The sequence below is a fragment of the Micromonospora coriariae genome (assembly GCF_900091455.1).
Lineage (GTDB): Bacteria > Actinomycetota > Actinomycetes > Mycobacteriales > Micromonosporaceae > Micromonospora > Micromonospora coriariae.
In genome coordinates this window covers 6,357,929-6,377,698 of the sequence record NZ_LT607412.1, presented here as the reverse complement: position 1 = coordinate 6,377,698, position 19,770 = coordinate 6,357,929, and the positions used below count along the sequence as shown (strand labels likewise).

The window sequence follows — 19,770 nt, the reverse complement described above, 5'->3', positions numbered from 1 at the left end:
CTGCGGACCGGTGAACCTGGATACGCGGGAACCGGTGCTGCAGAGCCTCGGTGTGCTGGAGACCGCCGCGCTGCTGCGCGAGCTGACTGCCGGCCTGATCAACCTGACCGATTTCGATGAGGGGCTGCTGGCGCTGGTCCGGGTCACCCGGGACGCGGTCGCCGGCGTGCGCTGGTGCGGGTTCACCGCCCTGCGCGCGGGCGAGCCCGCCGGGGTGGCCGCCTCCGACGAGCGGCTCGCCGGCCTGGACGACCTGCGGCACGGGCCCGACTCACCGGCGATGAGCGCGATCCGGCGCCGGGAGATGATCCTCGCCGTCGACCTGGCCGGGGAGCCACGGTGGCCGGCCTGGACGGCGCGCGCCCGCGACCTCGGGGTCCGCGGCGTGATCTCCGCGCCGGTCGACATCGACGACCAGGTGATCGGGGCGATCAACCTGTACGCCGCCGCGCCGAACCTTCTCACCCCGCAGCACCAGTTGACCGCGATGCTGCTCGCCGAGCACGCCGGCCTGCTGCTGGCCGCCGTCCGGGACCGGGGCCGCCAGCTCGCGCTCGCCGGTGAGCGGGACGCCGCGCTGCTGCACGAGGGGGTGGTGGGCCAGGCCGTCGGCGTGATCATGACGCAGCGCGGGTGCCCGCCGGCCGAGGCGCTGGAGGTCCTGCGTACCGCCGCGTCCTCGTTGGCCATCCCGCTGCGTGAGGTGGCTGAGCGGCTGGTCCGGACGGTCTCCCGGCAACGCGACACCTGACCCGGCCCCCGCGGGTGCCCGTTCTCCCGGTCGGTGGCGAGTCCGACGGCGTTGTTTCGCCGTTGTACGGCTCGGGTAGCACTCTGCTACTGGTGAGCTGCGCCGACCCGGGGGAGGACCGATGCAGAGCCGGCTACGGGTGCAGGGGCACCCCATCCAACCGATGTTGGTGACGTTCCCGCTCGGGCTCTTCGTCAGCGCCACCGTCTTCGATCTCACAGACGTCATCGGTGGGCCGGCGTTCCTGGGCGAGGTCGGCTACTGGACCGGCGTCGCCGCCCTGTTCGCCGCCGCGATGACAGCGATTGCCGGCATGGTCGACCTGTGGGACGTACCGGGTGACCGCACCCGCCGCACGGCCGTCGCCTTCAACCTGGTGAACGCGGCGATGGCGGGCATGTTCCTGCTCACCTGCCTGATCCGGGCGCACTCCCCGCAGCGTGGCGCCTCCGCCGCGATCCTGTTCACCGAGCTGGTCGCGCTGGCCGTCGGTGGGGTCGGCGTGCGCCTGGGCGCTCGGCTGATGCGCCAGTTCGACGGTCGCCGCCGCACCGAGGCGGGCACGTTCGACGCGCTCGGCGGCGTGGCCGGCTCCACCGTCGAGGTCGCCCGCCCGCGCCCCTGACGCGACCGACCCGTCGGGTTGATCGACTCGGTGTCGGCGATGTCGCGGTGTCCCGGCCGAGGGACGCCCCCATGCCGCCGATACGGAGTGGATCACCGCCCAACGGACGGTCGGCCTCGCGCGGCCCACGCGGCACGGGGCCGGCCGGGAGACCGGGCGGCGAGGGGTGCGGCGGCAAATGCGTTGCCAGCGGCGGGGGCGGCCGGCGAGGCTGGCCGGCGTGGAAACTGAGCGCGACGTGGAGGACCTGATCGCGGAGGCGGCCGCCGCGCCGGTCGACGGCTGGGGCTTCGACTGGCTCGCCGGTCGGGCCACCGAGGAACGCCCACCCTGGGGGTACGCCCGGTTGGTCGCCGACCGGATGGCGCACGCCGACGCGGCGCTGGACGTGGACACCGGCGGTGGCGAGGTGCTCGCCGAGGTCCCCCGGCCACCACGGCTGCTGACGGCCACCGAGGGCTGGCCGCCCAACGTCGAGGTCGCCCGGCGTACCCTGCGCCGGGTCGGCGCGACGGTGGTGGCGGTGACCCCGGGCGCGCCGCTGCCGTTCCGCGACGCCTCCTTCGACCTGGTGGTCAGCCGGCACCCGGTCAACACCGACTGGGCCGAGACGGCCCGGGTGCTGCGCCCCGGCGGCACGTTCCTGTCCCAGCAGATCGGGCCGGGCACCATGCGGGAGGTGAGCGAGGCGATGCTGGGCCCGCTGCCGCCGGCGACCCAGCGGCACCCCGAGCAGGCGGTGGGCGCCGCCCGGGCCGCCGGCCTGACCGTCGTCGACCTGCGCCGGGTCACGCTGCGGGCGGTCTTCCACGACGTCGGCGCGGTGGTCTGGTTCCTGCGCAAGGTCATCTGGACGGTGCCCGACTTCACTGTGGACCGCTACCGCCCGCAGCTGCGGGCGCTGCACGGCCGCATCACCACCGAAGGACCGTTCGTGGCCCACGCCCAGCGCTTCCTCATCGAGGCCATCCACGCCTGACCGATCACCGGTCAAAGCCGGTCGGAGCCGTTCAGAGCCGGGTCGGAGCCGGTCGGAGTCGGTCAGTGGGGATCGGTCTGGTGGTGGGCGGCCAGGACGTCGGCGCCGAAGTCGCTCGCCGGGCGGCGGAGCACGGTGTGCGCGTGGTTGCCGTCGTCGGTGGTGTTGTCGTACTCGATCAGCAGGTCGTCGCCCTGCACCCGGTAGTAGTGCCGCTGCCCGGGGCGGGTCGGGCCGGCCCAGGCGAAGTGCAGCTGGCCGCCGTCGAGCCGGCGTGCCTCCCGGATCGCCAGCTCCGGTGACAGCCGGTCCAGGTACAGCGCGACCACCTGGTCGAGCAACGCCCGGCCGGTGGGCCCCAGTCGGCTCGCCGGCACGCCGAGCGGCTCCAACCGGCCGTCGACCCGCCCGCGGGTGGCGCTGATGATGTCCGCCGGGGCCTCGTCGGCGATGATCGCGGCGTCCCGCTCGGCCGGGCCGAGCGCGTCGAGCAGCGCGCGGGCCAGGTCCTCCTCGGGGCCGAGCGGCCGCGAGACCGGTCGGCCGGCGTACCGGACCGCCGCCGGGTTGGCGCCGAAGAAGATCGGGGCGGGGGAGACCTGGTCGTCCACCACGGTCATGTTCACCGACAGGTGGTGCCCCTCCAGCCGCCACGCCCAGCGGTCGTCGCGCACCGGATCGCCGAACACCGCGATCCAGTAGTCGCCGCTGTGCCGCCCCCGCTGCCAGCCCTCGGCCCGGTCCAGCACCTCCTCCAGCGCGACGATCGCCATGGCCTGCGCGTACGCCGAGGGGCTCAGCGCGGTGGCCAGCAACCGGTGCGCGGCCTTGCGCCCGACGATGTCCAGCTCCGCGAGGCAGGCACCCGGGCGGGGCCGGGGCCGGTACTCCAGCCAGCGTCGGGCCGTCTCGTCATCGAACGGATGCACGGCGCGGTCGCGGGCCGTCGGGTCGAGCGCGGCCAGCAGCGCGCTGCCGGCGGCGCGCATCTGCTCCGGCAGGGGATCTTCCACCGACCCTGTATACCGGGCCGGCGGGGCCGGTGTCAGCCAGCCCGCAGCAGCTCCGTCATCTCCGGCAGGTCGAAGAACTGCGCGGTCTCCGCCGCGGACGGGTTGCCGTGCCCGGGGTCGGCGCCGGCGGCGAGCAGCGCGCGGACCGCATCGGCGCTGCTACGAAAGACCGCGGCGGCCAGCGCCGTCTGGCCCCGGTCGTTGATCCTGGAGTGGTCCGCGCCGCGGGTCAGCAGGGCCGCGACCGTCTCCGGGTGCGCGTGGTACGCGGCCAGGATCAGCAACGTGTCGCCCTTGTCGTTGGTCAGGTTCACCGGCAGGCCGGCGTCGACCTGCGCGGCCAGCTCCTCGGTGGAGCCTGCACGGGCCAGGTCGAACATCCGGTGCGCGAACGCCAGCGTCTCGGCGTCGAGGTCCTCGGTCACCGGTCCAGGATAGGGCGTGGGCCCTGATAGGTTGCTCGGCCGGCGCGTTGGGGGAGGGTCCGATGGGTGAGACGGTGTACGTGGGCAACGCCGGTGTCGACGGCGCCGGCAACGCGGGGTGGCTGCTCGGGCACTTCGCGCCGCCGGGGGAGATCCGGCACAGCACCGACGTCGAGGTGAAGTGGGGCGTGCACCCGCCCGGGGAGGCCCGGTCGCGGTGGGCGACCGGGGAACGGCGGACGACGCTGCTCGTGCTGATCGAGGGACGGTTCCGGGTCGAGCTTCCGGATCGGACGGTGCGGTTGGCCGCGCCGGGGGACTACGTCGTGTGGGCCCGTGGGGTGGACCACTCCTGGTACGCCGAGTACGCCTCGGTGGTGCTGACCGTGCGGTGGCCGTCGCTGCCCGGCTACCGGGTGGACCCACCGGTCCTGCGCTGAGTCGGCCGCGCTCGTGCCGGCGTCCCGACAGATGGAATTACCTACTAAACCTATAGGGTTCGCCGGCTAGAGTACGGGGCACCCGCCGAACGACCCGCGAGGACCGTCATGACCCACCACCGCCCGGAGCCCGACCTGCTCGCCCGCGCAGCCCGCTGGGCCGACCCGTCCGACTGGCCGGTGGCGCTGCGTTTCGACCCCGACGAGCGCTGGTACCCCCGGCTGGCCGCCGACGCCGAGCACGAGGTGTGGGCGTTGAGCTGGCTGCCCGGGCAGGGCACCGACCTGCACGACCACGGCGGCTCGGCCGGGGCGTTCCGGGCGCGCCGCTGACCGCCACGCCGCACCGGGCGTGGCGGCCGCACGCCATCTCAGGAGGCACCATGTCCGTCACCACCGTCTACGGAGTGGGCTACCGGCTGGCCGACGAGGCGCGGATCACCGTGGACCCCAACCGCTGAACATCCCTCGACTTTCAAATCCACGGGCGGCGGTGAACCGGGCGGGGACCCCCGTATCGGGTCATCCGGGCGGCTCTGCTCTAATCATCTGGCCTCGTACGCAGAGCGAGCACACGGCTCCTATGTGTTCGTCAATTGTCACATTCATGCAACGCAGCCGCCTCTTGACCCTCGCCCGGGCGCCGGGAAGCATCGATGAAGCGGCGTCCCGGGCCGTGGGGAGATACCCGGACCAGCCCAAGGAGGACCATGTCGGTCAGCCCCGCCTCGTCGCGCGCCGGATGGCATACGTCCCAACCCGCGGTGCCCGGTCGACCGCCGGGCGGCCAACGCCGCCCCGCGAACACCGCCGCGCCCGTGCTCACCGTGACGCTGTCCATCCCGCTGGCCTGCGAGGAGTCGCTGACACCGCCCGCACGGCGGCTGCTTGAGGCGGCCCGCGAAATGCTGGAACGCGGCGAGGCCGTGATCACCAGCTCCGTCCCGGTCGAACGCCGCGCCGACCCGGTGCCGGCCAACCGGTCGCCGGCCCGACCACTGAGCCCGACAATCCCCGCCCTGCACATCCTCGCCTCGTCCCGGTCGGTGCTGCGCGACGACGAGCCGCTGCCGCTGACCCGGCTGGAGTTCGACCTGCTGCTGCACCTGGTCGCGCATCCCCGCCGCGTCTTCACCCGACTGCAACTGCTCAACGCCGTCTGGGGCTACGAGCACGCCGGCGTGCGCACCGTCGACGTGCACGTGCGTCGGCTGCGCGGCAAGGTCGGCGTCGACGTCCCGCTGGTCACCACCGTCTACGGCGTGGGCTACCGGCTGGCCGACGACGCCCGGGTCACCATCGACCGCACCGGCTGACCGGCGCCACCATCCCGCCCGACCCGGGGCAGGATGGTCCGGTGCGCATCCGCCCCATCTCGCCCGACCTGCTCGTCACCGAGCTGACCGGCCGGCTGGCCGACGCCGCGACCCACGCCGCGACCGCCGCCGCCGGGCCCGCGCGCCTGCGCGTGGCGGTGGACGGCGCCCCCGCCGCCGGCCCGGACGAGCTGGCCGCCGCGCTGGTCGAACCGTTGCGCGCCCGGGGCCGCCCGGTGCTGCACGTACGCGCCACCGACTTCCTCCGCCCCGCGTCACTGCGCTTCGAGCTCGGCCGAACCAACCCGGACGCCTACTACGAGGGCTGGGTGGACGAGGCCGGATTGCGCCGGGAGGTGCTCGACCCGGCCGGCCCCGGCGGCACCGGGCGGCTGCTCCCCTCGCTCTGGGACGCCGTCGCCGACCGGGCCAGCCGCGCCCGCTACGTCGACCTGCCTCCCGGCGGTGTGGTCCTGGTCAGTGGCGCGCTGCTGCTCGGCGGCGGCCTGCCCTTCGACATCACCGTCCACCTGGAGCTGTCCGCCGCGGCGCTGCGCCGGCGTACCGAACCGGCCCAGGACTGGACCCTGCCGGCCTTCGACCGGTACGCCGACGAGGTCGTCCCGGCCAGCTTCGCCGACGTGGTGGTGCGGGCCGACGACCCCCGCCGCCCGGCGCTCGTGGATCCCGGCGCCTGACAACCGCGGAGAATTCGCCGGTTTGCTCGACTGCCCGGGCGGGTACTCGCCCGGCTCACAGAGCGCGGGTGACCGCCCGCGCACCAGATGCGACCGTGACCGGGGCCGGGTGCCGCCGGTTTCCCGGTTCACCTTGACCAGGCCCAGGAAAGGCAGGCAGCGATGCTCGTCCACGACACGGTCGGTACGGGCCGTTCCCAGGCGGAGATCGATGAGATCCGGCTCTCCCTCCAGGCGCGCTACGACGAGCTGTCCGCGGAGTACGAGCAGGCCGTGCTGCAGAGCCAGGTGCTGCGGCTGGTGGAGGTCGGTGACACCGCAGGTGACGACCAGGCCGACAGCGGCACCAAGACGGCCGAGCGCGACACCGCGCAGTCCCTGTTGCGCACCATCCTCGACCGCCGCGCCCAGTACGAGCACGCCCTCGCGCGGCTCGCGGAGGGCACCTACGGCTGGTGTGAAGGCTGCTCGGCGGCGATCCCCGTGGAGCGGCTGGAGATCTTCCCGTCCGCCACCACCTGCGTGGCCTGCAAGCAGACCCGCGAGCGGCGGGCGGCCTGAGCGACGCCAGCGGTTGCCGGTCGGTCCACGACACGATGGACTCCTCACATGGGTGACATCCTCGTGGGGACCGCGTCCTGGACCGACCGCACGCTGCTGGACTCGGGCTGGTATCCGCAGACCGCGGACACGCCGGAGAAGCGGCTGGCGTACTACGCCCGGCAGTTTCCGCTGGTCGAGGTGGACGCCACCTACTACTCGCCGCCCGCCGAGGCGACCGCGCGGCTCTGGGCCGAACGCACCCCGGCCGGCTTCACATTCAACATCAAGGCGTTCAGCCTGCTGACCGGTCATCCCACCCGGGTCAGCGCGCTCTACAAGGACCTGCGCCCGGAGACCGACAAGAAGAACATCTACCCCGACGACCTGCCCGCGCAGGCGTACGAGGAGGTGTGGTCGCGTTTCCTGTCCGCGTTGGACCCGCTTGTCGAGGCCGGCAGGTTGGGAGCGCTGCTGTTCCAGTTCCCGCCCTGGTTCACCATCAAGCGGGACAACAAGCAGTACCTGCTGGAGGTGGCGAAGCGCTGCGCGCCGCTGCGGCCGGCCTACGAGTTCCGCCACGCCTCCTGGTTCGACGGCGCCAACGCCGACGAGACGCTCGCCTTCCTGCGGGAGCACCGGCTGCCGTACGTCTGCGTGGACATGCCGCAGGGCCATCGGTCGTCGGTGCCGCCGGTGCTGGCCGCGACCGCGGACCTCGCCGTGGTGCGCTTTCACGGCCACAGCGACAAGTGGACCAGCAAGGACATCCACGAGAAGTTCGGCTACCACTACTCCAAGCGGGAGCTGGCCGACTGGGCGCCGAAGCTGCGCGAGCTGGCCGACGAGGCCGGGCAGACACACGTGCTCATGAACAACTGCTACCGCGACTACGCGCAGACGAACGCGAAGACCCTCGCCGGGCTGCTCGGCGCAGACTGATCTGCGCCGTCGGCTCACCCGTTCGGGGTGGGGCCGGGTCACCCACCGGGCGGGCAGGCTGGCAGGTGCGTGCGGTCGTGATGGCGGCCGCCGCCGGACACGACACGGAGGTGACGGGGATGACGGTTCGACTGGTGGCGGATAGACGGCGCGGTGCCGTCCTGCACGTGGTCGGTACGGCCGACAACGCCCGGCGCGCGCCGCAGGGCAGCCCGATACGGGCCCGACGCGGCCCGGCGGGGCCACCGCGGCGCAACGACTACCAACGGTGGGACAACGCGGAACGGGGGTCGACCGATGGCTGACACGATGATTTCGGCATTCGAGTCCTCGCTGGACAAGACGAACCTCATCCTCAAGGACATCGAGAGCGCCTACGGCTGGCCGAAGGACCGACGCAACCAGTCGTACGCGGCGTTGCGCACGGTGCTGCACCTGCTGCGGGACCGGCTGCCCGTGAACGAGAGCGTGGAGTTCGCCCAGCAGCTGCCGATCCTGGTCCGGGGGATCTACTTCGACGGCTGGAACCCCTCGGACGTCCCGATCAAGCTCAACCGGGACGACTTTCTCTACGAGGTGCGCCAGGGATTCCCGTACGACGTGGAGGGCGGCCCGGAGCGGGTGACGCAGGTGGTGCTCGACACCCTGCGCCGACACGTCACCCAGGGTGAGTGGCAGGACGTCAAGGACACCATGCCCAAGGACCTGGCGCGGATGCTGCCCTGACGCTGTGAGCCCGCCCGACCGTCGTCGGGCGGGTTCAGCCGTCGGTGGCGGCCACCGCGTCCCGGGGCGGTGCGGGCGGCACCCGGGACACCGGGTGACCGGCCCGCCGGGCCAGCGCGGCGAAGGCGACGGCGTCCACGATGGCGGCGCCGCCCGGGTCGTTGTTGAAGTAGACGTACGCCGGCTCATCCGCGCCGAAGGCGTCGGCCAGCCGGCGCACCCAGGAGGCGAGCGCGGTGCGACCGTACCGGGGCCAGGGCCGGGCCCGCCCCTCGTGCAACCGCAGGTAGCCGAAGTCGGTGGTGCGCCAGCGCGGCGCGACCGGGCGACCCAGCCGGTCCGCCCAGACCAGCGCCGCCCGCCGGCGTTCCAGCACCCCGCGGGTGGCGTCGGTCCACCAGGACGGGTGCCTCGGTTCCACCGCCACCCGCACGTCGGCCGGAAACAGCCGCAGCGTCGCGTCGAGCGCCTCGACGTTCGCCGGCAGGTTCGGTGGCAGTTGCAGCAGCACCGGGCCGAGCCGGTCACCGAGCGCGGTCGCCCGCCCGAGGAACCGGGCCACCGGCTCGGCCGGGTCACGCAGTCGCTTGATGTGGGTCAGATAGCGGCTCATCTTCACCGCCACGCAGAAGTCCGTCGGGGTGCGGGCCCGCCAGGCGGCGAAGGTGTCCCGCTCGGGCAGCCGGTAGAAGGCGTTGTTGACCTCGACCGTCGCGAACCCGGCCGCGAAGTGCTCCAACCAGAGCCGCTGCGGCAGCCGCTCCGGATAGAAGCCGCCGCGCCAGTCCCGGTACTGCCAGCCGGACGTGCCCACCAGGATCACCCCTCCATCCTGGCACCGACCCGCGCCCCCCGGTGAACAGCCCGTGTCGCCCCGGTTCGGCGTCTACGGTGTGGGTTAGAGAAGATCGCGCGTGGGGTACCACCCGCAGCACGACGAACCCCGGCGTACGGCGGGGCGGCACACCCGAGGGAGTACCGATGGCACTCAACGATGACGACATGCAGACCACTGGCGGCGGCGGCCTGGAGGGCCCGGCCGACGGCGGTGCGACCCCGGGTCGCCAGGACGGTGGCGCGGATGGTGGCGCGGAGGGTCCGGCCGACGGCGGTGCCACTCCGGGTCGCCAGGACGGTGGCGCCGATGGTGGCGCGGAGGGTCCCGCCGACGGCGGTGCGACCCCCGGTCAGCAGGACGGTGGCGCGGATGGTGGCGCGGAGGGTCCGGCCGACGGCGGTGCGACCCCCGGTCAGCAGGACGGTGGCGCCGACGGCAGCGCGCGGTGACGGCACCGTCATGACGCATCTCGACCCGCCGGGCGGCCACGGTCGCCCGGCGGTTCCGTCCGTGCACGCCGCCGCCGCGCTGGCCCGCTGCGTCTCGGTCGAACCGGCCAAGTTCGCCGCCGCGCACTGGGGTCACACACCGCTGCTGTCCCGCGCCGCCGAGCTGCCCGACCCGGCCGGCTTCACCGACCTCTTCAGCCCCGCCGACGCCGACGAGCTGCTCAGCCGGCGCGGTCTGCGTACCCCGTTCCTGCGTGTCGCCAGGGACGGGCAGCTCGTTCCGGCGGCGCGCTGGACCGGCGGCGGCGGCGCCGGCGCGGAGATCGGCGACCAGGTGCTCGACGAGCGGGTCCTGGAGCAGTACGCCGCCGGCGCCACCCTGGTGCTGCAGGGTCTGCACCGGATCTGGCCGCCGCTGATCGACTTCGCCCGCGACCTGGGCATCGCGCTGAGCCAACCACTGCAGATCAACGCGTACCTCACGCCCGCCGGCAGTCAGGGCTTCGCCACCCACTACGACACCCACGACGTGTTCGTGCTCCAGGTCGACGGTCGCAAGCACTGGCGGATCCACCCGCCGGTGCTGCCCGACCCGCTGGAGAAGCAGCCCTGGGGCGGCCGCGCCGACGAGGTCGGCGCCACCGCGCAGGGCCCCGCCGCGCTGGACGTGGTACTCGCCCCCGGCGACGCGCTCTACCTGCCGCGCGGCTGGCTGCACAGCGCGCAGGCGCAGGAGGCCAGCTCGCTGCACCTGACCGTGGGCATCCGCGCGCTGACCCGTTACGCCCTGGTCGAGGAGCTGCTCGCCCTCGCCGCCGAGGACCAGCGGCTGCGGGCGAGCCTGCCGTTCGGCACCGAGGTCGCCGACCCGGACGCCATCGAGCCGGAGCTGACCGAGACGGTGGAGGCGCTGCGGGACTGGCTGCTGCGCGTCGAGCCGGGCGCCGTCGCGGCGCGGCTGCGGCAGCGGGCCTGGCCGGCTGCCCGCCCGGCGCCGATCCGGCCGCTCGCCCAGGCCGGCGCGCTTGCCGCGTTGGACGCCGACTCCCTGCTCACCCTGCGCCCGGGCCTGCGCTGGCAGCTCGCGCCGCACGGGACTGACGCGGTGGCGCTGCGGCTGTTCGACCGCACCATCACCCTGCCCGCCGACTGCGAGCCGGCCGTCCGCGCCCTGCTCAGCGGCGCGGTCACCCGGGTGGGCGACCTGCCCGGGCTGCCCGACGACGCCGACCGGGTCACCCTGGCCCGCCGGCTGCTCCGCGAGGCCGTCCTGATCCCGGCCTGAGCGCAACACGTCGGGGGTCGGCCCGATGGGGTCAGGGGCCGAGCACCAGCAGCAGCGCGGTGGTGAGCAGGCCGACGCCGAGGACCACGGTGATCGGCCGGGGCCCGAGCACCGCGTGCCGGCGGTCCGCCAGCACCCGCGCCGGCACCAGGCCGACCAGCGGCCCCAGCAGGGTCACCACCAGCGCCAGCACCGGCATCCCCACCGCGAGGTCGCCGCCGTACCCGACGCCGAGCGCACGCGCGCCGGCGCCCAGCGCGTACGCCACCACCGTGCCGGCCACCCCGCAGAGCGCCAGCAGCGGGTTGACCGAGCCGGGCAGCTCACCCGGCTGCCCGGCCCGCTCCAGCAGGTTCCGGGCCCGGCTGAGCAGCAGCACCGGGTCGGTCGCACCACCGTTGGCCGGGGCGGGCGGGCCACCGAGACGGCCGGCGCCGAGCCGCTCCCGCAGCTGTTGCCACAGGTGCGCCACCTCGGCGTCCACCCGCTCCTGCTCCTCGCGCGCCGCGACCAGCTCCTCCTCGGCGCGCCGTACCTGCTCGGTGGCGTCGGCGACTGCCCGGTCGGCCGCCGCGCACTGCCGGTCGTACCAGGTGTGCGCCTCGGCGCGCTGTTCGCGCACCCGAGCGGTCAGGTCGGCCAGCCGCCGGAGCTGCGCCGCGTACGCCTCACTGGCCACCGGTTGGTTCATCGTGACGGTCCATAGGGGATGATCACCTGTCCGGTGCGGTGCACCGCCCGGTCGAAGAAGAGTCCCCGCCAGGGGCGGGGATACCAGTCCGGGCCGCCGGTGCCCGGATAGAGCGAGGCCCCCAGCTCGCCGCCGTGGGCGTCCAGCGCCACCCAGGCGCCGATCTGGTCGGTGCGGGCGGCCGGCCCGCCCAGGTCGGCGCGCATCCGGGCCACCCCCCGCCACCAGGCCAGCACGTGGGTCCGCCGTTCCGGCCCGTCGTGCAGGACCCGGCGCAGCTGCTCCAGGCCGGTCCGGCTGCCCGCCCGCGCGGCCAGCGCCCCGGCCGCCGCGTCCACCGCGAACAGCAGCAGGTAGTGCGGGCTGCCGGGGCCGGCCAGCCCGTCGGCGGTCTCGGCCATCAGCTCACCGACGGTCTCCTCGTCGTACCAGGCGGCGTCGTCGGCCAGGTCGTCGTAGAGCGCGCGGGCCATCGGGTCGGCGTCGGGGTCCAGGCACGCGATGGAGAAGCGGGCCGTGCCGGGCGGGTGCTGGCGGGCCAGCGACCGGGCCGCCGCGTCCAGCACCGCACACGCCTCGTCCACCCGGGTGCCCAGCACCGCGAGATTGCGCCCCGGGGCTCGCGGCAGCCGCAGCGCCGCCGAGCGGGCCTGCACGTCGATGATCTCGCCGAGCAGGGCCACCGGGCTGCGCGGCGCGGTCGCGTCCACGGGAGCGGCGAGCGCCCGGAAATCCGGGGCGTCCGCCAGCCGGGGGATGGCGTCGCCGTCGAAGAGCCGGGCCGGCGCCGCGTCCGGCGGGCGCATCCGCCACAACCGGTTCTGCAGCCCGCTCCACGTCTCCCAGTCGCTGGCCGCCGGGATCCGGGCGATCTCGTTGCCCTCCACCATGCCCGACTCTGCGTTGACCACCGCGTGCCAGCGGGGCAGCGACTGCGCCGCGTCGTTGCGTTCGGCCAGGATCCGCAACGCCTTGGGCAGCGCGATGCGCAGGGCGAACTGGGCGACCAGCGCCGGGCGACCCCACAACGCCTCGATGCCGCGCACGTCCTGCGAGGCGAGCACCAGGTGGATGCCCTGCGACCGGCCCCGCCGGGCCAGGTCCTCCAGCAGGTCCGCCGCCTCCCGGGCGACCACGTCCCGGCCGGCCAGCAGCATCTGGAACTCGTCGACCACCGCGACGATCCGCGGCCAGTGCCCCGTCGGGTCGACCGCGCGCAGCTCGGCCAGCTTGGTCACCTCGTGCTTCTTGGCCGCGTCGGCCCGGCGGCGCAGCTCCTCGGTGAGGAACCGCAGCAGCGCCAGCCCGAACTCCCGGTCGGTGTTCACGTTGATCCCGACCAACCGCATGTGCGGCAGCCAGCTCGGGTCGCGCCGGCCCTTCGCGAACCGTGCGAAGGACACCCCCTCCTTGAAGTCCAGCAGGTAGAACTCCAGCTCGGCGGGGGAGTAGCGGGCCGCCAACGCGCCGATCCAGGCGAAGATCAGGTTCGTCTTGCCGGTGCCGGACGGCCCGCCGATCAGCGCGTGCGGCGGATAGTCGCCCAGCGTCAAACGCACCGGCCGGCCGTGCGGGCCCTCGCCGATCGGGGCGGTCAGCCCGGCGGCGGAGTCCTCCCGCCACATCAGCTCCGGCGGAGGCAGCAGGTCGGCGAACGGGGCCGGCGGTGGGCCGGCGTTCACCCGGGCGGCGGCGTCCCGGCAGGTCTCGGTGACCAGCGCCGCCGGTGGGGGCGGGTCCAGCCGTACCGGCAGGCCGGACGGACCGCCGATCCGGGCGCCGGACGCCTCGGCGACCACCCGGGTCACCGTCAGGTCCTCCGGCAGCGGCACGCCACGGACCACCAGGTGCACCCCGCACGCCGTGCCGGCCCGTACCACCCGGTCGAGCTGCCCGCGCTCGTGCCGGTTCAGCTCGTCGCCGCCGAGCAGCACCGCCACCCGCCACGGTTCGGGGCGGCGGCCGGTCGCCGCGGCCAGCTCCCGCAGCGAGCCGTACTCGCCGGCCAGCACGGTCTCGTTGATCCGGCGGATCTGCTCGACGAGGTCGTCCAGGAGGGGGCCCAGCCCGCCGGGGCCGACGAAGGTGAGCAGGCCCGCCGTGCCCAGCGGGGCGAACCCGGCCAGGCCGCCGCCGAGGTGCTCCGGGTCGTACCCGATCAGCCGTACCGCGCCCGGGTCGGCGCGGCCGACGGCCCGCAGCAGCAGTGCGGCCACCACGGCGTCGCAGCCGGCGCGGTCGTCCCCGGAGAGGTGCACGTGCCCCGCGTCGAGGAGCGGCACCAGCGCGGGCACCGGGTCGACGTCGTCGATCCGGACCGTGCCGACACGCAGCGCGCCGGGCGGCTCGGCCCGGCGGGAGGGCGTGGCCGTCCATTCCGGCCAGTCGGCGCCGGCGCAGCCGGGCGCCTCCCGGCGGGCGGCGTCGGCGGCGTGGCGGGCCAGCTCGGCGATCCGGGCGGCGTGCCGGGCGTCGATCTCGGCCAGCCGGCGGTCCCGCTGGCCGCCCACCCGATCCGGTACGGCGGCGGCCGCCCGGCGCACCCGGGTCAGCCGGTCGCGCGCGGCGGTCAGCTCGGCCTGTGCCGCGGACAGCCGGGTACGGGTGGCGCCCAGCGCCTCGGCGAGGGTGTCCCGGACCCGGGCGGCCAGTTGGCCACGCCGGTCAGCCATCGGAGCTCCGGCGTCGCTGCGGCGCCGGTGCGTCCCGCCACGGGCCGGCGGCGCGCGGCGGCACCGTGGCGTGCCGCCGGCCGGCATCGCGCAGCTGTGGGCCCGCACCACCGGGGCGTTGTCCCGCGCCGACCGGCTGCCCGGCGGTCGCGGGCTGCGGGCCGGCGGAGGTGGCCAGGTCCCGGCCAAGCCGGGCGAGCAGCAGCCCGGTCGCCACGCCGGCCGTCACCGCGGAGTCGGCGGCGTGCGGCGGCTCGCCGGAACCGCGCGGCGGCGGCATCCGGCAGATCCGGGTCAGCAGCGTCTCCAGCACCGGCGGCGGCAGCCCGGGCAGCAGGTCGCGGACGCGGCCGTCCAGCTCCCCGCGCAGCCGTCCGAGGTCGGCGGCGCGGGGAGGATGGCCCAGCAGCTCGCCGGCCAGCTCGCGCAGCAGCGGCGGCGCCAGCGCCGCCATCCCCAGGCCGACGTCGGCCGGGGCGCGGCGCAGCTCGGTGCCCAACCGGTCCCGGTCGCCGGCGCGCACCCCGCGTACCACCCGGCGCAGCAGCTCCTGGGAGTCGTCCAGCCGTTCGTCGGGCTCGTCGGCGGCGCCCTCGCGTCCGCCGGTCAGCTCCGCCACCCGCACCGACCACCAGCGGCGCAGCCGGACCTGCTCGGCCTGCTCCGGCGCCACGGTGGCGGGCCCGTCCGCCGGCGGCGCGTCGTGCCGGGGTTCGTGTTGCTGCGGGCGGGGCGGCGGTGCGCCGTCCGCGGCCAGCCCGATCGCGGCCAGGTACGCCGACAGCTGCTCCTGCGCCACCCGCAGCGCGTAACCGGCGGTCTCGGCATGCTCGGTGGCGGCGGACAGCTCGGGCACGCCCATCGGGTTGGCCGACTCCTGCCGTACCCAGCGCAGCCGCTCCGCGGCCAGGCCGAACTTCTCCAGCGCCTGCCCGAGCAGGGCCACCGGGAACTCCTCGCTGGCGGCACGGACCTGCCCACCGACGTCCTCGATGATGGACATGGTGGCCTACAGCGTGGCGACGTAGAGCTGCGCCTGCTCCACCGCGACCAGTGTCGCGGCGAGACACTCCTCCAGCTCCTGGCTGGCCTGTGTCAGCGACGCCTGAGCCGCCTCCACCGTCTCGTGCCCGCTGCCCTCCAGCGCGCCGGCCAGGGTCTGCTGTGCCTCGGCCAGCTTCTCGCCGGCCGACTGCACGGCTGTCTGCCCGTCCCCGATCTGTTGGAGGGCGACATCGATGGCAGCCTTCAGCTCGGCGACGCTCGCCACGGCGGAACCTCCTGGGGGCGGGGAGAGTTCCATTAGAGCCTATCGGCGTCCGCGGGAGAACATCCGCCCTGTCGGTGTTCCTGCCCGGCCGTCCCGTTGTTGACCGGAAGTGCCGGGAGTCCGTTCTGTGGGAGTCCCAGTGCGAGCGCCTCTCAGGTGTCCGCGGGCGTGTCGCGTAGCCAGCGTGGCCCGTACACCTCGGCGCCCAGGGCGGCGACCCGGTCGCGTAGCTCCCGGTCGGCGGTGATGACCAGCCGGCGACGCAGCGGGGCGGCCTCGACCAGGTCGACCACGGTGTCGTCACCCGAGCCGGCGGCCGAGACCACCCGCACGGCGTCGATGCCGGGCACGTCCCGCGCGGCCCCCTCGACCACCAGCACCACCTCCACCGGGGCGGCCAGCCGCGCCGGCAGGCCGGAGGACGCCACCGGCGCCAGCGAGTCACGCAGCAGGGCGGCAGCCGCGGCCCGGTCCCGCCACCACCCGTTCGGGCGGGAGCCCACCACGTTGGCGCCGTCCACGATCAGCAGCGGGGTCTCATCCATTCCGTCAGCCTGCCACCACCGGCGCTCGCCCGCCCGGCGCCACTCCCACCACGGCGGTGCGCCGCCAACTGCGGCGTTTGTCGGCACGCGCGTCGGGTAGCCCCTGGCGACCGTGCCGCACCGAACTGCGGAGGAGAGACATGATGGGACCCGGCGACCTCGGCTCCGACCCGTGGGACGAATTCCTGGCCCGGTACTTCGGCCGGGGTGAGGGAGGCCGCCGACCCGCGCACCGGGTCGACATCACCCGCCTGATGACGGCCGACGCGCGGGAGATGCTGGCCGACGCGGCCCGGCGGGCCGCGCAACGGCAGAGCAGCGACCTGGACACCGACCACCTGCTCTGGGCGGCGCTGCAACGCGAACCCCTGCGTGACCTGGTACGCCGCGCCGGCGCCGACCCGGACACCCTGCTCAACGCGCTCGGCGGGCGGGGCGACGGCGCGCCACGCGGCGAGGTGCCACCCAACCTGTCGTTGACGCCGGCGGCCAAGCGGGCGCTGCTCGACGCCCACCAGTTGTCCCGGGCGATGGGCGCCAACTACATCGGCCCGGAACACATCCTGATGGCGCTGCCGCTCAACCCGGAGTCGCCGGCCGGGCGGATGCTGGCCGCCGGCCGGATCCAGCCGGAGTCGTTGCAGGCCGCCAACGCCGAGCGTGGGCCGATGACGGGGCCGAAACCGGACCGTGGCACCCCCACCCTGGACCAGTACGGGCAGGACCTCACCGACCTGGCCCGCGCCGACCAGATCGACCCGGTGATCGGACGCGCCGACGAGATCGAGCAGGCCGTGGAGATCCTGTCCCGGCGTACCAAGAACAACCCGGTCCTGATCGGTGAGGCCGGCGTCGGCAAGACCGCCATCGTCGAGGGTCTGGCCGAGCGGATCTGCGACGGGGACGTACCGCAGACCCTGCTCGGCAAGCGGGTGGTCCAACTCGACCTGGCCGGCCTGGTCGCCGGCACCCGCTACCGGGGCGACTTCGAGGAGCGGCTGAAGAAGGTCATCGACGAGATCCGGGCGCACCGCGACGAGTTGATCATCTTCATGGACGAGATCCACACCCTGGTGGGGGCCGGTGGCGCCGGGAGCGAGGGTGGCATGGACGCGTCCAACATGCTCAAGCCGGCGCTCGCCCGCGGTGAGCTGCGGGTGATCGGCGCCACGACGCTTGACGAATACCGCAAGAGCATCGAGAAGGACGCGGCGCTGGCCCGGCGCTTCCAGCCGGTGCTGGTGCCCGAGCCGAGCGTCGACGACACAATCGCCATCCTGCGCGGGCTCCGCGACCGGTACGAGGCGCACCACCAGGTGCGGTTCACCGACGAGGCGCTGGTCGCCGCCGCCGAGCTGTCCGACCGGTACGTCACCGACCGGTTCCTGCCGGACAAGGCCATCGACCTGATCGACCAGGCCGGCGCCCGGGTCCGGCTGCGCACCCGCACGCCCGCCTCCGACGTGCGGGAGCTGGAGCAGCAGCTCGACGACGTACGCCGGGACAAGGAACAGGCCGTCGCCGACGAGCAGTACGAGCGGGCCTCCACGTTGCGCGACCGGATCTCCGAGCTGGAGGAGCAGGTGCGCCGCGCCAGCGGCGACGAGGGCTCCTCCTCGCAGGTGCCGGAGGTGGGCCCGCAGGAGATCGCCGAGGTGGTCTCCCGAGCCACCGGCATCCCGGTCAGCCAGCTCACCGAGGAGGAACGGGACCGGCTGCTGCGCCTGGAGGGTCACCTGCACCAGAAGGTGGTCGGCCAGGACGACGCGGTCACCGCCGTCGCCGAGGCGGTCCGCCGCTCCCGGGCCGGGCTGGCCGACCCGGAGCGGCCGATGGGCAGCTTCCTGTTCCTCGGCCCGACCGGCGTCGGCAAGACCGAGCTGGCCCGCGCCCTGGCCGAGGCGTTGTTCGGCGAGGCGGACCGGATGGTCCGGGTGGACATGAGCGAGTTCCAGGAACGGCACACGGTCAGCCGGCTGGTCGGCGCCCCGCCCGGGTACGTCGGCTACGAGGAGGCCGGCCAGCTCACCGAGGCGGTGCGTCGCCGCCCGTACGCCGTGGTGCTGCTCGACGAGATCGAGAAGGCGCACCCGGACGTGTTCAACATCCTGCTCCAGGTGCTCGACGACGGGCGGCTGACCGACAGCCAGGGCCGCACGGTGAACTTCAAGAACACCGTACTGATCATGACGAGCAACCTCGGCTCCGAGCTGATCACCGGCACCCAGCGCAGCGTCGGGTTCGGCACCGGCGCGCCGGGCAGCGAGCAGGAGAACGACGAGCTGCGCGAGCGGCTGATGCGCCGCCTGCAGGAGAACTTCCGCCCGGAGTTCCTCAACCGGATCGATGAAGTGATCATCTTCCGTAGGCTGGAGGCCGAGCAGCTGCGTCAGATCACCGGGCTGCTGCTGGAGGAGACCCGCCGCCGGATGCACGCCCAGGACATCCAGGTGGACTTCACCGCCGCCGGCGTCGACTGGCTCGCCGAGCACGGCTACCAGCCGGAATTCGGCGCCCGCCCGCTGCGCCGGGTGATCCAGCGGGAGGTCGACAACCACCTGTCCCGGATGCTGCTGGAGTCGGCGATCTCGCCCGGGCAGAAGGTCACAGTGGACGCCCGCGAGGGTTCACTCACCTTCGACGTGACCGCGGGCGAGCGGGGGTACACCGCTGCCACGACCACGCACCCGCGATGAGCGGGGCCACGCGACGACCGGAACCCGAGGAACCGCGAGAGTCCGCGGAATCCCGGGACGAGGACCACCATCCCGACCCGATCCTGGCGGCGCCCACCGCGAACCCCAGGAGGACCCGGGTGCCGCCGGAGGGCCTGCATCCGAAGACCGACGAGGACGACCCGGAGACGTCCGGGTCGCCGCCCGGAGAGGAGACCTGATGGTACGCGAGACTCGGATCGATCCCGAGGTGGAGGTGCTCTGGGAGGACTTCCACGCGGAGGTCAACGTCCCGTCGGAGCAGCTGCGCACCTGGCTGCTGACCCGGGGCTCCGGGGAGGAGTCGTTCGGGTCCAACCCGACCCTCGACCTGCCCCAGCCGGGCCGGGAGATCCTCAAGGTGCTGAACAAGCGCAAGGTCGACCTCACCCCGGAGGACATCGAGGTGATGCGGGAGGCCGTCGACCGGATCCGCGAGCTGATGGACGCCAAGCCACCGCGCGGCAACGCCGACGACGAGTGGCGGCACTCACTGCTCGACCTGGGCCACGACCCCCTGGTCGAACGCTGAGACGTGCACCCTCGACGGTGCCGTCCCGGGCAGGGACGGCACCGTCGCGTCGAGCGGGGTCAGGCCTGATCGGGCTCCAGGCTGCCGATGGTCAGCCCGACCGCGTCGGCGGCGGCGTCCCGCTCGCCGCGGGTCCGTTCCTCGCGGCTGAGCAGGTTGGCGTACTCGGCGACGTCGGCCGGGTCGGGCACGTTCGACAGCCGGCGCAGGAACGCCTCCGTCTCGCGAATGGCGGCGGTGTGCGCGGCGGCCGCCTGGTGGAGCAGTTCCCGGTCGCCGGTGGGCGGGTAGAGGTCGGTCATGTCCGCCAGATACCCCG

General features: G+C 74.4%; 25 protein-coding genes. 16 read left to right on the top strand and 9 right to left on the bottom strand.

The window, feature by feature from the left end; translation table 11 throughout:
* The first annotated feature begins 10 nt into the window (after positions 1-10).
* From GA0070607_RS29770 to GA0070607_RS29760, 3 genes are all read left to right on the top strand, one after another.
* Complete coding sequence (locus GA0070607_RS29770) at positions 11-751, top strand: GAF and ANTAR domain-containing protein (protein WP_089021170.1); 741 nt, start codon at positions 11-13, stop codon at positions 749-751.
* A gap of 121 nt (positions 752-872) precedes the next feature.
* Complete coding sequence (locus tag GA0070607_RS29765) at positions 873-1,376, top strand: DUF2231 domain-containing protein (RefSeq protein WP_089021169.1); 504 nt, start codon at positions 873-875, stop codon at positions 1,374-1,376.
* Between the two features lie 220 nt (positions 1,377-1,596).
* Positions 1,597-2,355 carry a class I SAM-dependent methyltransferase gene (locus GA0070607_RS29760; RefSeq protein ID WP_231930508.1) on the top strand — a complete coding sequence of 253 codons (759 nt, stop codon included), beginning with the start codon at positions 1,597-1,599 and terminating at the stop codon, positions 2,353-2,355.
* A 62-nt stretch (positions 2,356-2,417) separates the two neighbouring features.
* Here GA0070607_RS29760 and GA0070607_RS29755 read toward each other — a convergent pair whose 3' ends face one another.
* On the bottom strand, positions 2,418-3,368 hold the full coding sequence (locus GA0070607_RS29755) for a DUF3500 domain-containing protein (RefSeq protein WP_172899128.1): 951 nt from the start codon (positions 3,366-3,368) through the stop codon (positions 2,418-2,420).
* A gap of 32 nt (positions 3,369-3,400) precedes the next feature.
* Positions 3,401-3,748, bottom strand: coding sequence for an ankyrin repeat domain-containing protein (locus GA0070607_RS29750; RefSeq protein ID WP_408630927.1), 348 nt, complete (start codon positions 3,746-3,748; stop codon positions 3,401-3,403).
* Positions 3,749-3,855: 107 nt separating this feature from the next.
* On the opposite strand from GA0070607_RS29750, the gene GA0070607_RS29745 reads away from it, so the two are divergent.
* From GA0070607_RS29745 to GA0070607_RS29710, 8 genes are all read left to right on the top strand, one after another.
* Positions 3,856-4,233 (top strand): signal peptidase I, encoded by a 378-nt coding sequence (locus tag GA0070607_RS29745; RefSeq protein ID WP_089021165.1) that lies wholly within the window; start codon positions 3,856-3,858, stop codon positions 4,231-4,233.
* Between the two features lie 108 nt (positions 4,234-4,341).
* Positions 4,342-4,566, top strand: coding sequence for a cupin domain-containing protein (locus tag GA0070607_RS29740; RefSeq protein WP_231930505.1), 225 nt, complete (start codon positions 4,342-4,344; stop codon positions 4,564-4,566).
* 377 nt (positions 4,567-4,943) lie between these two features.
* The gene (locus tag GA0070607_RS29735) at positions 4,944-5,549 is read left to right on the top strand and encodes a winged helix-turn-helix domain-containing protein (RefSeq protein WP_089021164.1); all 606 of its coding nucleotides are present in this window, start codon (positions 4,944-4,946) and stop codon (positions 5,547-5,549) included.
* 41 nt (positions 5,550-5,590) lie between these two features.
* Positions 5,591-6,247: a nucleoside/nucleotide kinase family protein gene (locus GA0070607_RS29730; RefSeq protein ID WP_089021163.1), complete on the top strand. Its 657-nt coding sequence runs from the start codon at positions 5,591-5,593 to the stop codon at positions 6,245-6,247.
* 162 nt (positions 6,248-6,409) lie between these two features.
* Positions 6,410-6,808: a TraR/DksA family transcriptional regulator gene (locus GA0070607_RS29725; RefSeq protein ID WP_089021162.1), complete on the top strand. Its 399-nt coding sequence runs from the start codon at positions 6,410-6,412 to the stop codon at positions 6,806-6,808.
* Between the two features lie 48 nt (positions 6,809-6,856).
* Entirely contained in the window at positions 6,857-7,729 is an 873-nt protein-coding gene (locus tag GA0070607_RS29720; RefSeq protein ID WP_089021161.1) for a DUF72 domain-containing protein, read from the top strand.
* A gap of 119 nt (positions 7,730-7,848) precedes the next feature.
* Positions 7,849-8,034 (top strand): hypothetical protein, encoded by a 186-nt coding sequence (locus GA0070607_RS29715; RefSeq protein ID WP_089022182.1) that lies wholly within the window; start codon positions 7,849-7,851, stop codon positions 8,032-8,034.
* On the top strand, positions 8,027-8,455 hold the full coding sequence (locus GA0070607_RS29710; protein WP_089021160.1) for a DUF2267 domain-containing protein: 429 nt from the start codon (positions 8,027-8,029) through the stop codon (positions 8,453-8,455). The genes GA0070607_RS29715 and GA0070607_RS29710 overlap by 8 nt, the downstream gene beginning before the upstream one ends.
* Before the next feature lie 34 nt (positions 8,456-8,489).
* Here GA0070607_RS29710 and GA0070607_RS29705 read toward each other — a convergent pair whose 3' ends face one another.
* Positions 8,490-9,278 (bottom strand): DUF72 domain-containing protein, encoded by a 789-nt coding sequence (locus GA0070607_RS29705; protein ID WP_089021159.1) that lies wholly within the window; start codon positions 9,276-9,278, stop codon positions 8,490-8,492.
* A gap of 158 nt (positions 9,279-9,436) precedes the next feature.
* Here GA0070607_RS29705 and GA0070607_RS29700 point away from each other — a divergent pair, with 158 nt between their 5' ends.
* On the top strand, positions 9,437-9,742 hold the full coding sequence (locus tag GA0070607_RS29700) for a hypothetical protein (RefSeq protein WP_089021158.1): 306 nt from the start codon (positions 9,437-9,439) through the stop codon (positions 9,740-9,742).
* A 10-nt stretch (positions 9,743-9,752) separates the two neighbouring features.
* Entirely contained in the window at positions 9,753-11,027 is a 1,275-nt protein-coding gene (locus GA0070607_RS29695) for a cupin domain-containing protein (protein WP_089022181.1), read from the top strand.
* 31 nt (positions 11,028-11,058) lie between these two features.
* On the opposite strand, the gene GA0070607_RS29690 is transcribed toward GA0070607_RS29695, so the two are convergent.
* The 5 genes from GA0070607_RS29690 to GA0070607_RS29670 form a co-directional block, all read right to left on the bottom strand.
* The gene (locus GA0070607_RS29690) at positions 11,059-11,718 is read right to left on the bottom strand and encodes a hypothetical protein (RefSeq protein WP_089021157.1); all 660 of its coding nucleotides are present in this window, start codon (positions 11,716-11,718) and stop codon (positions 11,059-11,061) included.
* Positions 11,715-14,390 (bottom strand): FtsK/SpoIIIE domain-containing protein, encoded by a 2,676-nt coding sequence (locus tag GA0070607_RS29685; RefSeq protein ID WP_089022180.1) that lies wholly within the window; start codon positions 14,388-14,390, stop codon positions 11,715-11,717. Before GA0070607_RS29685 ends, GA0070607_RS29690 begins: the two co-directional genes overlap by 4 nt.
* Complete coding sequence (locus GA0070607_RS29680) at positions 14,383-15,393, bottom strand: hypothetical protein (RefSeq protein ID WP_089021156.1); 1,011 nt, start codon at positions 15,391-15,393, stop codon at positions 14,383-14,385. The genes GA0070607_RS29685 and GA0070607_RS29680 overlap by 8 nt, the downstream gene beginning before the upstream one ends.
* 6 nt (positions 15,394-15,399) lie before the next feature.
* Positions 15,400-15,660, bottom strand: a complete 261-nt coding sequence (locus tag GA0070607_RS29675; RefSeq protein WP_089021155.1) for a hypothetical protein — start codon at positions 15,658-15,660, stop codon at positions 15,400-15,402.
* Positions 15,661-15,812: 152 nt separating this feature from the next.
* Positions 15,813-16,205, bottom strand: coding sequence for a hypothetical protein (locus GA0070607_RS29670; protein ID WP_089021154.1), 393 nt, complete (start codon positions 16,203-16,205; stop codon positions 15,813-15,815).
* A gap of 140 nt (positions 16,206-16,345) precedes the next feature.
* On the opposite strand from GA0070607_RS29670, the gene GA0070607_RS29665 reads away from it, so the two are divergent.
* The 3 genes from GA0070607_RS29665 to GA0070607_RS29655 are packed head-to-tail and all read left to right on the top strand — an operon-like array spanning position 16,346 to position 19,451.
* On the top strand, positions 16,346-18,901 hold the full coding sequence (locus GA0070607_RS29665; protein WP_089021153.1) for an ATP-dependent Clp protease ATP-binding subunit: 2,556 nt from the start codon (positions 16,346-16,348) through the stop codon (positions 18,899-18,901).
* Positions 18,898-19,101 carry a hypothetical protein gene (locus tag GA0070607_RS29660; RefSeq protein ID WP_089021152.1) on the top strand — a complete coding sequence of 68 codons (204 nt, stop codon included), beginning with the start codon at positions 18,898-18,900 and terminating at the stop codon, positions 19,099-19,101. Before GA0070607_RS29665 ends, GA0070607_RS29660 begins: the two co-directional genes overlap by 4 nt.
* Positions 19,101-19,451 carry a DUF3140 domain-containing protein gene (locus tag GA0070607_RS29655; protein ID WP_089021151.1) on the top strand — a complete coding sequence of 117 codons (351 nt, stop codon included), beginning with the start codon at positions 19,101-19,103 and terminating at the stop codon, positions 19,449-19,451. Before GA0070607_RS29660 ends, GA0070607_RS29655 begins: the two co-directional genes overlap by 1 nt.
* Positions 19,452-19,510: 59 nt before the next feature.
* On the opposite strand, the gene GA0070607_RS29650 is transcribed toward GA0070607_RS29655, so the two are convergent.
* Entirely contained in the window at positions 19,511-19,753 is a 243-nt protein-coding gene (locus GA0070607_RS29650) for a hypothetical protein (RefSeq protein WP_089021150.1), read from the bottom strand.
* Positions 19,754-19,770: the final 17 nt, after the last annotated feature.

Coding starts and splice junctions, on each gene's coding strand:
- GA0070607_RS29660 (WP_089021152.1), top strand. CDS start 18,898: ATGAGCGGGGCCACGCGACGACCGGAACCCGAGGAACCGCGAGAGTCC.
- GA0070607_RS29650 (WP_089021150.1), bottom strand. CDS start 19,753: ATGACCGACCTCTACCCGCCCACCGGCGACCGGGAACTGCTCCACCAG.
- GA0070607_RS29685 (WP_089022180.1), bottom strand. CDS start 14,390: ATGGCTGACCGGCGTGGCCAACTGGCCGCCCGGGTCCGGGACACCCTC.
- GA0070607_RS29745 (WP_089021165.1), top strand. CDS start 3,856: ATGGGTGAGACGGTGTACGTGGGCAACGCCGGTGTCGACGGCGCCGGC.
- GA0070607_RS29680 (WP_089021156.1), bottom strand. CDS start 15,393: ATGTCCATCATCGAGGACGTCGGTGGGCAGGTCCGTGCCGCCAGCGAG.
- GA0070607_RS29750 (WP_408630927.1), bottom strand. CDS start 3,748: ATGTTCGACCTGGCCCGTGCAGGCTCCACCGAGGAGCTGGCCGCGCAG.
- GA0070607_RS29735 (WP_089021164.1), top strand. CDS start 4,944: ATGTCGGTCAGCCCCGCCTCGTCGCGCGCCGGATGGCATACGTCCCAA.
- GA0070607_RS29720 (WP_089021161.1), top strand. CDS start 6,857: ATGGGTGACATCCTCGTGGGGACCGCGTCCTGGACCGACCGCACGCTG.
- GA0070607_RS29740 (WP_231930505.1), top strand. CDS start 4,342: ATGACCCACCACCGCCCGGAGCCCGACCTGCTCGCCCGCGCAGCCCGC.
- GA0070607_RS29715 (WP_089022182.1), top strand. CDS start 7,849: ATGACGGTTCGACTGGTGGCGGATAGACGGCGCGGTGCCGTCCTGCAC.
- GA0070607_RS29690 (WP_089021157.1), bottom strand. CDS start 11,718: ATGAACCAACCGGTGGCCAGTGAGGCGTACGCGGCGCAGCTCCGGCGG.
- GA0070607_RS29700 (WP_089021158.1), top strand. CDS start 9,437: ATGGCACTCAACGATGACGACATGCAGACCACTGGCGGCGGCGGCCTG.
- GA0070607_RS29655 (WP_089021151.1), top strand. CDS start 19,101: ATGGTACGCGAGACTCGGATCGATCCCGAGGTGGAGGTGCTCTGGGAG.
- GA0070607_RS29725 (WP_089021162.1), top strand. CDS start 6,410: ATGCTCGTCCACGACACGGTCGGTACGGGCCGTTCCCAGGCGGAGATC.
- GA0070607_RS29710 (WP_089021160.1), top strand. CDS start 8,027: ATGGCTGACACGATGATTTCGGCATTCGAGTCCTCGCTGGACAAGACG.
- GA0070607_RS29765 (WP_089021169.1), top strand. CDS start 873: ATGCAGAGCCGGCTACGGGTGCAGGGGCACCCCATCCAACCGATGTTG.
- GA0070607_RS29665 (WP_089021153.1), top strand. CDS start 16,346: ATGATGGGACCCGGCGACCTCGGCTCCGACCCGTGGGACGAATTCCTG.
- GA0070607_RS29695 (WP_089022181.1), top strand. CDS start 9,753: ATGACGCATCTCGACCCGCCGGGCGGCCACGGTCGCCCGGCGGTTCCG.
- GA0070607_RS29670 (WP_089021154.1), bottom strand. CDS start 16,205: ATGGATGAGACCCCGCTGCTGATCGTGGACGGCGCCAACGTGGTGGGC.